The 13071-nt window shown below is 61.1% G+C and carries 11 protein-coding genes; 10 read left to right on the top strand and 1 reads right to left on the bottom strand.

Annotation, left to right across the window (positions count from 1 at the left end):
• Positions 1–3: 3 nt before the first annotated feature.
• Both ACUVWL_RS08620 and ACUVWL_RS08615 read left to right on the top strand, forming a co-directional pair.
• Positions 4–171 (top strand): hypothetical protein, encoded by a 168-nt coding sequence (locus ACUVWL_RS08620; RefSeq protein WP_236636371.1) that lies wholly within the window; start codon positions 4–6, stop codon positions 169–171.
• Between the two features lie 39 nt (positions 172–210).
• On the top strand, positions 211–696 hold the full coding sequence (locus ACUVWL_RS08615) for an RHS repeat-associated core domain-containing protein (protein WP_445979089.1): 486 nt from the start codon (positions 211–213) through the stop codon (positions 694–696).
• 245 nt (positions 697–941) lie between these two features.
• Here the strand turns inward: ACUVWL_RS08615 and ACUVWL_RS08610 are convergent, their stop codons facing one another.
• Positions 942–1418, bottom strand: coding sequence for a DUF695 domain-containing protein (locus tag ACUVWL_RS08610; RefSeq protein WP_445979088.1), 477 nt, complete (start codon positions 1416–1418; stop codon positions 942–944).
• 211 nt (positions 1419–1629) lie between these two features.
• On the opposite strand from ACUVWL_RS08610, the gene moeB reads away from it, so the two are divergent.
• From moeB to ACUVWL_RS08570, 8 genes are all read left to right on the top strand, one after another.
• Positions 1630–2766: a molybdopterin-synthase adenylyltransferase MoeB gene (gene moeB / locus ACUVWL_RS08605; protein WP_445979087.1), complete on the top strand. Its 1137-nt coding sequence runs from the start codon at positions 1630–1632 to the stop codon at positions 2764–2766.
• Positions 2767–3109: 343 nt separating this feature from the next.
• A complete protein-coding gene (locus ACUVWL_RS08600; RefSeq protein ID WP_445979086.1) occupies positions 3110–4942 on the top strand; it encodes a monovalent cation:proton antiporter-2 (CPA2) family protein in 1833 nt (610 codons plus the stop codon).
• Positions 4943–5119: 177 nt separating this feature from the next.
• Positions 5120–5998: a bifunctional methylenetetrahydrofolate dehydrogenase/methenyltetrahydrofolate cyclohydrolase FolD gene (folD, locus tag ACUVWL_RS08595; RefSeq protein ID WP_445979085.1), complete on the top strand. Its 879-nt coding sequence runs from the start codon at positions 5120–5122 to the stop codon at positions 5996–5998.
• Between the two features lie 388 nt (positions 5999–6386).
• The gene (guaB, locus tag ACUVWL_RS08590) at positions 6387–7844 is read left to right on the top strand and encodes an IMP dehydrogenase (RefSeq protein ID WP_005416248.1); all 1458 of its coding nucleotides are present in this window, start codon (positions 6387–6389) and stop codon (positions 7842–7844) included.
• 161 nt (positions 7845–8005) lie between these two features.
• Entirely contained in the window at positions 8006–8431 is a 426-nt protein-coding gene (locus ACUVWL_RS08585; RefSeq protein WP_260439405.1) for a hypothetical protein, read from the top strand.
• A complete protein-coding gene (gene guaA / locus ACUVWL_RS08580; protein WP_329916095.1) occupies positions 8428–9993 on the top strand; it encodes a glutamine-hydrolyzing GMP synthase in 1566 nt (521 codons plus the stop codon). Before ACUVWL_RS08585 ends, guaA begins: the two co-directional genes overlap by 4 nt.
• A gap of 194 nt (positions 9994–10187) precedes the next feature.
• Positions 10188–11318, top strand: a complete 1131-nt coding sequence (locus ACUVWL_RS08575) for a DUF262 domain-containing protein (RefSeq protein WP_445979084.1) — start codon at positions 10188–10190, stop codon at positions 11316–11318.
• The gene (locus ACUVWL_RS08570; protein ID WP_445979083.1) at positions 11315–12403 is read left to right on the top strand and encodes an AAA family ATPase; all 1089 of its coding nucleotides are present in this window, start codon (positions 11315–11317) and stop codon (positions 12401–12403) included. Before ACUVWL_RS08575 ends, ACUVWL_RS08570 begins: the two co-directional genes overlap by 4 nt.
• Positions 12404–13071: the final 668 nt, after the last annotated feature.

Raw genomic sequence — 13071 nt, 5'->3', positions numbered from 1 at the left:
GATATGAACACACGGAAGACAAAGCAGGTCCCCAAGTGGCTGGCTGCCATCGCCATGGCTGTGACGACGTTTGTAGGGACTGCAACAGCACAAACGGTCACCTATATCCACACCGATGCCTTGGGCTCGCCGGTGGCCGAGACCGATGCATCCGGCAACGTCATCAAATGATTCGCCTATGAGCCCTATGGAGCCGTCGTTGGCGGGGAAGTGACTGATGGGCCGGGCTATACCGGGCATGTGAGCGATGCTGCAACGGGCTTGAGCTACATGCGGCAGCGGTACTACGACCCCGCCATCGGGGCATTTCTCTCTGTTGATCCGGTCGCGGCGTATGGAAACGGCGATTGGCGGTTCTTCAACCGCTATGCATATGCCTTCAATAACCCTTACAAGTTCAGTGACCCGGAAGGTCGTTGTCCGGTATGTCCTGTGGTCATTTTCTTTGTTCTCGCAATGACTCATTCGGAGCCTGCCAACGCCCCGAGGCCAGGTGATGAAATTCAATCCACGTCAATTGGCGAAGCTGTTGCTGATGCAGTGCCAGGAGGGAGGGCTCTCGGGCCGTTGAAGAGTGCGGTAAATATGGTTGAGACGGGCAGAAAAAAACCTACACCACCTATACTCGAGATCACCCTGAAAAACCGACCTATTCAGGAAAGACGAGTGGAAAAGGTAAACCTGAACAGCAAGTAGCGAAAAGAACCAGTCAGCCGGATCATCAAGCCAAGACAGCTGAGGGCTATGGCCCAGTCAAGGTAGATAGGAATTCTGCAAATCCGGATGCGATAAGTGGACGCGAGCAGCGTCTTATTGAGCAGAATGGCGGAGCGCAATCCCAAGGCGGCTCGTCAGCCAACAAGATTAATGCAAGCTCTCCAAGCAACCCAAGACACGAAGCCCGCATGCAGGCGTGCAGAAAAGAGTTTGATTGCTAGCAGTCAGGACTGCATCGCGTCCTGGTTGAAACGGGAATCCTGCTCCAGTAGGTGGAGTTCTGGCTTCGCTAATTCCCAGGCGGCATCATGTTCCATCTCGTATTCCCATTCGCGCAGCGGGGTATCTTCTTTGGAGAGTGTTTGAAGTATGTCATTAGCCGCCTCGGGGTCGTGTACGCGATATAGCAATACTCGTTGTTTCCGTGCGGTGATGCGTGCTAGGAAGATGGCGTTATGGGTGGCTTGGAGTGGCGTTGCGACGCTGACTTCCAACTTGTGAAGGGCTTCAGTTTCTTCAGTTGTTGGCATGCCATTTTTATCTTGTATTTTGCAGTCGATGCAAATTCTTAGGTGCCATGGGAAAGCTGCAAGGTCCTTGAAATTTCGCAATGCCGAGTTGACGACGACAACTGCGGGATCATTCCCGATCGATGTATCGATGAGCGTGTAATAAGGCTCGGGTGTGATCTTGTTCTTCACTTCACGGTTCTATGGATGGGCCGAAGTCAAATGATAGCTCATGCGCGACTTAAGGAAGCCCGTTTCAGTTGCCGATAAGAGGGGCTGCCTCAACTCGGCAATTTTGTTTGTGCCGCTGTGAATAGCTTCGGTTAATGTCCGGCAACGCTTTGCCGTTGGGCTCTGGTCCGAGGCGCAACTTCAGGCGCAGGGTTTGCGCGATAATGCGGCCATGAGCATCCAAGAGATTTCCCCCGCGCAGGCACGCGAGCGCCTGGCCCATGGCGCGGTGCTGATCGATGTGCGCGAGGCACACGAACGGGCCGGCGGCATGGCCGAGGGCGCGCGCGGCGTGGCCAAGGGCGAGCTGCAGGCCGACCCGGCCGCACACCTGCCGCGGCACGACCAGGAGATCCTGCTGATCTGCCAGAGCGGCAAGCGCTCGGCCGACGCCGCGCAGTTCCTGCTGGAGGCCGGCTACACCCGCGTCGCTTCCGTGACCGGCGGCACCGTGGCCTGGCGCGAGCAGTCGCTGCCGCTGGTGCAGCCGCTGGCCAGCGCCGCCGACCGCGACTTCTACGATCGCTATTCGCGCCACCTGCTGCTGCCACAGGTGGGCGAGGCCGGCCAGCGCCGGCTGCAGCAGTCGCGCGTGCTGGTGCTGGGCGCGGGTGGGCTGGGCGCACCGGCTGGGTTCTACCTGGCCGCCGCCGGGGTAGGGCACCTGCGCTTCGCCGACCACGACCGCGTGGAGCGCAGCAACCTGCACCGCCAGATCGTGCATACTGAAGCCAGCGTCGGCCAGTTCAAGGTCGATTCGGCGCGCGAGCGGCTGCTGGCGTTGAACCCGTCGATCGACGTCGAGGCGGTGCCTGAGCGGGTCACTTCCGAGAACGTGGATGCGCTGCTGGAGGGCGTGGACGTGGTGCTGGATGGGTCGGACAACTTCCCGCTGCGCTACCTGCTCAACGACGCCTGCATCAAGCACGCCAAGCCGCTGGTCTACGCCGCCATCGAGCGCTTCGACGGCCAGGTAAGCGTGTTTGACGCTGGCCGCCAGCGTGGCGTGGCGCCGTGCTACCGCTGCCTGTTCCCCGAGCCGCCGCCGCCGGAGTTCGCGCCGAACTGTTCCGAGGCCGGTGTGCTGGGCGTGCTGCCCGGCTTGGCGGGCGTGCTGCAGGCCACCGAGGTGCTGAAGCTGCTGCTGGGCATCGGTGAGCCGCTGGTTGGCCGCCTGCTGCGCTTCGACGCGCTGGGCATGCGCTTCCGTGAGACCGGCATCCGGCCGGACCCGCATTGCCCGGTGTGCGCGCCGGGCGTGCCGTTCCCGGGATATATCGATTACGCCGCGTTCTGCCGGGGTGGGTGAACCCGGCCGGGCGTCATCCACGCATGGCGTGGATCCACGGCGGGGAACCTGGCCGGGGATTCATCCACGCATGGCGTGGATCTACTGTAGAGCCGAGCCCATGCTCGGCTGCTTCTGGCCTCGGCACGAAGAGCAGCCGAGCGTGGGCTCGGCTCTACAGGTTGTGGTTGTGCCAACCAAGGTTGGCACCCACCGACGCGGATGCATGGTTTCGGGATGATGCTGGGGGTCACTCCCGGTATCGTTCCATCTCCAAGACAATCCGGCGCAACATGCGTGCTATTGCCGTCATCGGCATTGCTCTATTGTTGAACGCGATTCTGGATCTTGGGGAAAGCACCGCATGGCGGTAGAAGCAGCGACCAGCGAGCTGGTCAAGGTCGTCGCCCTGTTGGGCGCGGCGGTGGTGATGGTGCCTTTGTTCCGCCGGGCCGGCCTGGGCTCGGTGCTGGGCTACTTCGCCGCTGGCCTGGCGATCGGACCGTTCGGGCTGGGCTGGTTCTCCGACCCGCAGGCGATCCTGCATACCGCCGAGCTCGGCGTGGTGATGTTCCTGTTCGTGATCGGCCTGGAGATGCGGCCCTCGCACCTGTGGAGCCTGCGCAAGGAAATCTTCGGGCTGGGCACGCTGCAGATCGTCACCTGTGCGCTGGTGCTGACCAGCATCGCCAAGCTGTTCGGGTTGCCGTGGCAGGTGGCCTTCATCGGTGCCACCGGCTTTGTGCTCACATCCACCGCAGTGGTGATGCAGCTGCTGGCCGAGCGCGGCGACATCGCACTGCCGTCGGGGCAGAAGATCGTTTCGATCCTGCTGTTCGAAGACCTGCTGATCGTGCCGTTGCTGGCGCTGGTGGCCTGGATGGGCCCCAGCGCGGGCAGCGCCGATGGTGAAGGCTCGCGCTGGCTGTCGGTGGCGATCGGCGTCGGCGCCATCGTCGGCCTGGTGCTGGTCGGCCGCTTCCTGCTCAATCCGCTGTTCCGCGTGCTGGCCGAATCGAAGGCGCGCGAGGTGATGACCGCCGCCGCGCTGCTGGTGGTGCTGGGCGCGGCGCTGCTGATGCAGCTGTCCGGCCTGTCGATGGCGATGGGCGCGTTCCTCGCGGGCGTGCTTCTGAGCGAGTCGACCTTCCGCCACCAGATCGAGGCGGACATCGAACCGTTCCGCGGCATCCTGCTGGGCCTGTTCTTCCTCAGCGTGGGCATGGCGCTGGACCTGGGCGTGGTGGCTGGCAACTGGCAGCTGATCCTCGGCCTGGTGCTGGCGCTGATGGTGGCCAAGGCGCTGTGCATCTACGTGGTGGCGCGCATCATGGGTAGCGACCACGCGCAGGCGCTGGACCGCGGCGTGCTGATGGCGCAGGGTGGCGAGTTCGCCTTCGTGCTGTTCTCCGCTGCCGCCTCAGCCGGCGTGATCAACCTGGAGATCAATGCCAACTTCACCGCGGTGGTGGTGTTGTCGATGGCGCTGACCCCGCTGGTGGTGCTGGTCTACAAGCGCATCGCGCCGAAGCCGACGGTGAACATGGACGGCGTGGACGAGGCCGAGGGCCTGTCCGGTAGTGTGCTGCTGATCGGCTTCGGCCGCTTCGGCCAGGTCGCCAGCCAGTCGCTGCTGGCGCGCGACGTGGACGTGACCATCATCGACAACGACGTGGAGATGATCCAGAGCGCCGCGCGCTTCGGTTTCAAGATCTACTACGGCGACGGTACGCGACTGGACGTGCTTCATGCCTCGGGCGCGGCCACCGCGCGTGCGATTGCGGTGTGCGTGGACAAGGCCGAGGCCGCCGACCGCATCGTCGAACTGGTGTCGCACGAGTTCCCGCAGGCCAAGCTGATGGTGCGCTCGTTCGACCGCGAGCATTCGCTGCGGCTGATCCATGCCGGTGTCGATTTCCAGATCCGCGAGACGTTTGAATCGGCGGTGTTGTTCGGCCAGGCCGCGCTGGTGGAACTGGGTGCGGATGAAGACGACGCGGTGGAGATTGCCGAGCAGATCCGTCGCCGCGATGCCGAGCGTTTCGAGCTGGAGATTGCCGGTGGTGGCTTGAATGCCGGCGCCAAGATGGTGTTCGGCAATTCAGCCCAGGGCGTGCCGACGCCGACGCCGTTCACCGCGCCGAAGCGGGCAAGCAAGACGTTGAACCCGCAGGACGTGCCGGAAGAGGGAGAATAACGTTTGCGGGTCGGATCCCTTTCCAGCGGAAAGGGCTCTGACCCGCTACGTCGTGCTGGGGTCAGAGCCCTTTGCCTGTGGCAAAGGGATCCGACCCCATCAGGACCCCATCCTGCGGTGGGCGAGGGGGCCTGAATCAGGGACAATAGCGTCCCCGCCGCCCCACGCCTGCTCCCGATGACCGATTCCGCCCCCCAGCACCCTGCCCGCATCCTTGATGGCCGCCGCATCGCCGAGGACCTGCTCGACAGCCTGAAGGTGCGCGTCGACGCCCGCGTGGCGGCCGGTGGCAGCCGCCCGGGCCTGGCCGTGGTGCTGGTCGGTGGCGACCCGGCCTCGACCGTATACGTGCGCAACAAGCGCCGTGCCGCCGAGAAGGTCGGCATCGAGGCACACGACTACGATCTGCCGGCCGGTACCACCGAGGCCGAGCTGCTCGAGCTGATCGACCAGCTCAACGCCGATCCGAAGATCAACGGCATCCTGATCCAGCTACCCCTGCCGGGCATCCCCGATGCGCGCCGGCTGATCCAGCGCATCGACCCGCGCAAGGACGTGGACGGTTTCCACCCGGAAAACGTCGGCCACCTGGCCCTGCGCGAGTTCGGCCTGCGCCCGTGCACCCCGCGCGGCATCACTACGCTGCTGGGCCACACCGACCAGCCGGTACGCGGCCGCAACGCCACCATCGTGGGCGTGAGCAACCATGTCGGCCGTCCGATGGGCCTGGAGCTGCTGATTGCCGGCTGCACCGTGACCAGCTGCCACAAGTTCACCCCCAAGGAGGTGCTGGAACAGGCCGTACGCAACGCCGACATCCTGGTGGTGGCGGTGGGCCGCCCGGGCATCGTGCCGGGCGAGTGGGTGAAGCCGGGCGCGGTGGTGATCGACGTCGGCATCAACCGGTTGGACGACGGCCGCCTGGTGGGCGATGTCGGGTTTGAGGCGGCTGCCCAGCGGGCCAGCTGGATCACCCCGGTGCCGGGTGGCGTGGGCCCGATGACCGTGGCCACGTTGATGCAGAACACCCTGGAAGCGGCGGAAGCGCTGAGCTGACCTTTTGGGGTGGGGGCAACCGTTGGCCTGCTCCTGGTAGGTGCCAACCTTGGTTGGCACACATCCATCGGGGCCATCGGCCCGTCTGGGGTGCCGGTGCCGGACGCATCGTGCCAACCAAGGTTGGCACCTACCAAAGGCGCTCCAGGGCGGCCCGAGTGATCCTCTTAAGGTGGGTGCCGACCGTTGGTCGGCACAATGCTGGGGCACAGGTGTCTGAAGGGTAGTGCGGACCAACGGTCCGCACCCACCAAAGGCAGCATGCCGCTGGCCCGGATGGCCCCCTGAACCAATCGCCGCCGGCGCGACACTGCGTCGCATCTACCCCCTGCCACGCGACGCGAAAACAGGGTAAAATGTCGCGCTTCCCCACATCTCGGGTATGCCGATGCTGCGCATCCAGGCTGAAGCACTCACTTACGACGACGTCTCGCTCGTCCCCGCCCACTCGACCATCCTGCCCAAGGACGTCAACCTCGAAACGCGGTTGACCCGAGACCTGAAGCTCAAGCTTCCGATCCTGTCCGCCGCGATGGACACCGTCACCGAAGCCCGCCTGGCCATCGCCATGGCCCAGCTCGGCGGCATGGGCATCATCCACAAGAATCTCAGCCTGGAACAGCAGGCCGCGGAAGTGGCCAAGGTCAAGAAGTTCGAGGCCGGTGTCATCCGCGACCCGATCACCGTCGGCCCGGAAACCACCATCCGCGACGTGCTGGCCCTGACCCAGGCGCACAACATCTCCGGCGTGCCGGTGGTGGGCAGCGACGGCCAGCTGGCCGGCATCGTGACCCACCGCGACATGCGCTTCGAGACCGAGCTGGACGATCCGGTCCGCCACATCATGACCAAGAAGGATCGCCTGATCACGGTCAAGGAAGGCGCCGCGTCCGACGAAGTGCTGCAGCTGCTGCACCGCAACCGCATCGAGAAGGTGCTGGTGGTCAATGACTCGTTCGAACTGCGTGGCCTGATCACCGTCAAGGACATCCAGAAGAACACCGACTTCCCGAACGCCGCCAAGGATCTGTCGACCCGCCTGCTGGTCGGCGCTGCCGTCGGCGTGGGTGGCGATACTGACCGCCGCGTGGAAGCGCTGGTCGCCGCCGGCGTGGACGTGATCGTGGTCGATACCGCGCACGGCCACTCGCAGGGCGTGCTGGACCGCGTCAGCTGGGTCAAGAAGAACTTCCCGAACGTGCAGGTCATCGGCGGCAACATCTGCACCGGCGAAGCCGCACTGGCGCTGCTGGACAGCGGCGCGGACGCGGTGAAGGTCGGCATCGGCCCGGGCTCGATCTGCACCACCCGCGTCGTCGCCGGCGTCGGCGTGCCGCAGGTCACCGCCATCGACCTGGTGGCCGAAGCGCTGCAGGACCGCATCCCGTTGATCGCCGACGGTGGCATCCGCTACTCGGGCGACATCGGCAAGGCGCTGGCCGCCGGTGCCTCGACCATCATGGTCGGTGGCCTGCTGGCCGGTACCGAGGAATCGCCGGGCGAGACCGAGCTGTACCAGGGCCGTTCGTACAAGAGCTACCGCGGCATGGGTTCGCTGGCTGCCATGGAGAAGGGGTCCAAGGACCGCTACTTCCAGGACGCCGCCACCGCCGACAAGCTGGTGCCGGAAGGCATCGAAGGCCGCGTGCCGTACCGCGGCCCGGTGGGCGGCATCATCCACCAGCTGATGGGCGGCCTGCGCGCCACCATGGGTTACGTGGGCTGCGCCACCATCGAAGACATGCGCAGCAAGCCCAAGTTCGTGAAGATCAGCGGCGCCGGCCAGCGTGAGAGCCACGTCCACGACGTGACGATCACCAAAGAGCCGCCGAACTACCGCGCCTGATGCGCTTGCGAACTGCTCTTGCGATTACGGGCAGCCTGCTGATGGCAGGCTGTTCGTTGTCCGAACCGCCGCCGCGCTCCGGGTCTCCGGGCGCGGCGGTTTCGCAATTGCAGCACGTGCAGGCGTGCCAGAACGCGTTCTCGCTGCCGAAGGGTTGGCAGGTGCAGGCCGCCGGCGAGCAGCGCTGGCTGCTGAAGGGCACCGGCGAGCGCCCGCTGCAGGTCACGCTGCAGTGCATTACCGAGCTGTGGGCTGGCCCGGAAGATCCGGTGACCGATTCGGTGCTGGGGCCGTTGGAGCCGAAGCGGATGAGCGCCGCGATGGCCGATTGGGGTACTGCGAAAGCATCTGGCTACCCGATGCGCGCCTTTCAACGGCGCATCGTACCCGGCACCGAAGTGCAGGAAATCGCCGAGCTGCCGCGCGCTGACCGGGCCAACCCCAACGCACCGCATGGCCTGCTGATGCTGCGCTGGGATGAGGAAGACCCCTCACATATTCAACAACGCGAGGCGTTCATCGCCACGCTGACGCAGAGCCTTGAAGCGCCAGGCGCTGCGAAAAACACCACTGGAACGGCACCATGACCAATATCCATAACGACAAGATCCTCATCCTCGATTTCGGCGCGCAGTACACGCAGCTGATCGCCCGCCGCATCCGCGAGCTGGGCGTCTACTGCGAAATCTGGGCGTGGGACCACAACCCGGCCGAGATCGCTGCGTTCGGCGCCAAGGGCATCATCCTGTCCGGTGGCCCGGAATCGACCACGCTGCCGGGTGCGCCGGTCGCGCCGCAGGAAGTGTTCGACAGCGGCCTGCCGATCTTCGGCATCTGCTACGGCATGCAGACCCTGGCCGCGCAGCTGGGCGGTGCCACCGAAGCGGCTGACCAGCGCGAGTTCGGCCACGCCGAAGTGAACGTGATCAACCCGGATGCACTGTTCAAGGGCCTGAGCGACCACGGCGGCGAGCCGAAGCTGAATGTCTGGATGAGCCACGGCGACCACGTCTCTGTTGCGCCGCCGGGCTTCACCATCACCGCCACCACCGACCGCATTCCGGTGGCCGCCATGGCCAACGAAGAAAAGCGCTGGTACGGCGTGCAGTTCCACCCGGAAGTGACCCACACCCTGCAGGGCCAGGCGCTGCTGCGCCGCTTCGTGGTGGACGTGTGCGGCTGCCAGACCCTGTGGACCGCCGCCAACATCATCGACGACCAGATCGCCCGCGTGCGCGAACAGGTGGGCGATGACGAAGTGATCCTGGGCCTGTCCGGCGGCGTCGATTCGTCCGTGGTGGCTGCGCTGCTGCACAAGGCCATCGGCGAGAAGCTGACCTGCGTGTTCGTGGATACCGGCCTGCTGCGCTGGCAGGAAGGCGACCAGGTGATGGCGATGTTCGCCGAGCACATGGGCGTAAAGGTGGTGCGCGTGAACGCCGCCGACCGTTACTTCGCCGCGCTGGAAGGCGTGAGCGACCCGGAAGCCAAGCGCAAGATCATCGGCAACCTGTTCGTTGAGATCTTCGACGAAGAATCGAACAAGTTGAAGAACGCCAAGTGGCTGGCGCAGGGCACCATCTACCCGGACGTGATCGAGTCGGCCGGCAGCAAGACCGGCAAGGCGCATGTGATCAAGAGCCACCACAACGTGGGCGGCCTGCCGGAGCACATGAAGCTGGGCCTGGTGGAGCCGCTGCGCGAGCTGTTCAAGGACGAAGTGCGCCGCCTGGGCGTCGAGCTGGGCCTGCCGCGGACCATGGTCTACCGCCATCCGTTCCCGGGCCCGGGCCTGGGCGTGCGTATCCTGGGTGAAGTGAAGCGCGAATACGCCGAGCTGCTGGCCAAGGCCGATGCCATCTTCATTGATGAGCTGCGCAAGGCGGACCTGTACGACAAGACCAGCCAGGCGTTTGCCGTGTTCCTGCCGGTGAAGTCGGTGGGCGTGGTGGGTGATGCGCGGGCTTATGAGTGGGTGATTGCGTTGCGGGCGGTCGAAACCATCGACTTCATGACCGCGCATTGGGCGCATCTGCCGTATGAGTTCCTGGGGACGGTGAGCAATCGGATCATCAATGAGTTGCGGGGGGTGTCGAGGGTGGTTTATGACATCTCGGGGAAGCCGCCGGCTACTATTGAGTGGGAGTGAATTGAAAGAACGAGGGCGCCGAGAGGCGCCCTTGTTGTATGTGAGTACTGTGCACCGCTCAACTCTGCAGGCCACTGTGTGCGAACAGTTGGATCCTATGTTTCAATGCGATTGTTAGGGTGGAACGGTTCGCTTCCATCCCGGTTCGGTAAGATGCACGGCATCTGTTTCGCTTGCATAATTTTAGGTAAATCATGATTAGTCCGACGCTCAACGATCTGGATGACCAGAATCAGTTCGAACAGGAGGAGGCTGTTGATGGGGGCTCCGACGGTGCTCTGGCGCGACCGTACGATCCCACTCAGATTCGCGTCGAACCTAAGATGTTCTCACTACGAAACATCCTTGACATGATCGATGAGGGGGAGATTGATCTTGCTCCCGATTTCCAGCGCCTAAAAGTTTGGTCACCGCGACAAAAATCACGGCTTATCGAATCTGTTCTTTTGCGGATTCCGTTGCCGGCTTTCTACTTTGCTGCCGATAACGAGGGGCGGCTGCAGGTTGTGGATGGAGTGCAGCGCCTTTCAACTATTCACGACTTTGTTCGAGGGAATAAGGGTTTCGCGCTGGTGGACCTCGAATATCTTTCTGATGAAGTGGGCGGGAGAAAGTTCGATAATTTGAGGAGTACACTTTGGGCTAAGCGAATAAATGGCACGCAGATTGTTGTTAACGTCATTGATCCGCAGACGCCAACTCCTGTCAAGTTTGACATTTTTAAGAGAATTAATACTGGCGGTACTCCTCTGAATTCTCAAGAGATTCGCCACTGTATGAGTAAGGCGCCATCGCGCGAGCTGCTCCGGGAGTTGACCGCAACGCAGGAGTTTAGTTGTGCCACGGGAAATAGTCTCGCAACTAATGTTCGGATGGCGGACAGAGAGGTTGCACTCCGAGTTCTTGCATTCTCCATGTTTGGTCTCGACAAATATTATCAGTGCGAGGGGCTGGATCAGTTTTTGAATGATGCAACTCAGCTTATTGATAACAATCTGAGTGCTTCGCAGATTAGACAGTATTCATATCATTTCACGCGTGCGATGCGTGTTGCCTACGACATATTTGGAGAATATTCGTTTCGCAAGTGGCCCTATGAGCATGATCGAAGAATGCCGATTAATAGAGCGATCTTTGAGGCGGTGGGGACTACTCTTCTCATAACACCTGAAGAGCGCTTGAGGCCACATTCTGAGATAAGAAACGAGTACAGAGTGCTGTGCTCTGAGGACCATGATTTCATTTCATCTGTAACTCAGTCTACTGCCTCGGCCGGTAGCGTAGCACTCAGGTTCTATAAAATTGGAAAGGTGTTTGTGGCATGATCAGAGATCTGCGCATTCAGGGATTTAAGTGTTTCAGTGATTTGAGTTTGCGGCTTGCTCCAATGACTGCGTTATGTGGCCCGAACGCTGGTGGGAAAAGTACAATTCTTCAGGCTATTCTGCTGCATCACTGTGGTATGGCAAAATCAACCATACCTGTGAATGGTCCTTTTGGCCTTCAGTTCGGGGATGCTGACTCTCTCTTCAATAGAGATTTGCATGGTGATTTGGAGGGTAAGTTCACCATCAGTATTCAGCCGGGCGCAGTTGTCGAATTTTCTAGCAGTACGTCTGCCCGCGTTCTAGACGTAAATTCCACTCGCACATCCGATAGCCAGAGTTCGATGATCTATCTCGCGGCGGAGAGATTCGGACCGAGGTTGGTTCAACCAGAATTCTCAGGCCAAGGAGTGGGCGAATTTGATGTCGGATTCGCTGGTCAGTACACGGCGGAGGTACTCGGTTCACATGAGCGAGATCGCATGAGAGAAGAGTTGATCCCTAGTGCTGATTCCGTGCCGGGACTTCTTCTGCCTCTGGTTGAGTACTACATGAGTCAGATTTTTGGGCCGATTGAGGTCCAGGTTCGTGCGAATGGAAATGCACCGCCGTCAATGTATTTCAAGCGTCCAGGTGTGCAAGAGGACTGGGTTCTTTCTACGCACACTGGCTTTGGAATTACGTACGCGCTGCCTGTTGTCGTTGCGGGGCTGACGGCTGAGGTTGGCTCAACGTTCATTATCGATAGCCCTGAAGCTCACTTGCATCCCTCTGCACAAACGGCAATTTCGAGATTTTTATCAATGCTTGCCGCGACTGGTGTAAATGTTTTGATTGAGACACATAGTGATTATATCGTTGATGGAATCAGGATCGCGGTTACATCAAAAGAATCGAATGGACTGTGCAAGGAAGACTGTCTTCTTGTCGCGATCAACTCTGAAGGTGATGGTTCTAGTTCCATTGCGGAGCTAACCATAGGTGATGACGGTCGGCCGTCGGACTGGCCGCGTGGGTTCTTTGATCAACACATCGCGAATATGCGATCCCTCCATATCAATACTAGTTCGTCTCGTAAGGAGTGATCGTGGGATCTCTTCTCGTTGATCTCGAATATTTCAAAGGGGCGACGTGTTCTGAAACATCTCCCAGAATATTTGACCGAATTTCTCGAATACTGACTAAAGCTGTTAATGATGGATTTGCAGTACATACACCGGGCAGCCTATACAACATGCTTTGTGGAGAGACGCCCCTGTGGAGTGTTCTTTTCGAGCGTGCGGCTGAGTTCGGACTTGATATGGGTGACGTTTCCGGGCTGTTGACTTTGATTGATAGATGCTTGGTGTGCGACGCCGGTTTAGAATTGGAATACTCTGTGAGAAATCCGGATGCGCCGTCTTCATCTAGTGCGTATGGGGGCGCGTATAGAATGGATTCCCGCTTGGCCTGTGGAGTTCTGGCTGCCCCCATGCACTCAGGTGGAATTATAGAGATAGAGTATAGGGGCTCGGATCCCAGAAGCTCGTTCCTGGTCTGCGAAGAGCGTGACTTGCTGGGTCTTTATAGATTTCATTTGGCGAGAAATATAAGCTGCGCAAGGGTTTTTACAGAATTTTCGGCTCTTGCTTTTCCGGATATATTGTTCGCGCCGTCTGTCAGTCCTGCTGACTTGGGCGTTGACTTACATGAGTCAGGCGGAAAGGTTGTTGCGCATCTCTCATTTTTGAATGATGACTATATTGATGTGTGT

The sequence above is a fragment of the Stenotrophomonas muris genome (assembly GCF_052751275.1).
Note: the sequence above shows the minus strand (reverse complement) of the source record. Positions and strands in the feature narration are given on the sequence as shown.

Excerpts from the sequence above, each read along its gene's own strand:
- ACUVWL_RS08620 (WP_236636371.1), top strand. The coding sequence starts at position 4 with ATGAACACACGGAAGACAAAGCAGGTCCCCAAGTGGCTGGCTGCCATC.
- moeB (WP_445979087.1), top strand. The coding sequence starts at position 1,630 with ATGAGCATCCAAGAGATTTCCCCCGCGCAGGCACGCGAGCGCCTGGCC.
- ACUVWL_RS08600 (WP_445979086.1), top strand. The coding sequence starts at position 3,110 with ATGGCGGTAGAAGCAGCGACCAGCGAGCTGGTCAAGGTCGTCGCCCTG.
- folD (WP_445979085.1), top strand. The coding sequence starts at position 5,120 with ATGACCGATTCCGCCCCCCAGCACCCTGCCCGCATCCTTGATGGCCGC.
- guaB (WP_005416248.1), top strand. The coding sequence starts at position 6,387 with ATGCTGCGCATCCAGGCTGAAGCACTCACTTACGACGACGTCTCGCTC.
- guaA (WP_329916095.1), top strand. The coding sequence starts at position 8,428 with ATGACCAATATCCATAACGACAAGATCCTCATCCTCGATTTCGGCGCG.
- ACUVWL_RS08575 (WP_445979084.1), top strand. The coding sequence starts at position 10,188 with ATGATTAGTCCGACGCTCAACGATCTGGATGACCAGAATCAGTTCGAA.
- ACUVWL_RS08570 (WP_445979083.1), top strand. The coding sequence starts at position 11,315 with ATGATCAGAGATCTGCGCATTCAGGGATTTAAGTGTTTCAGTGATTTG.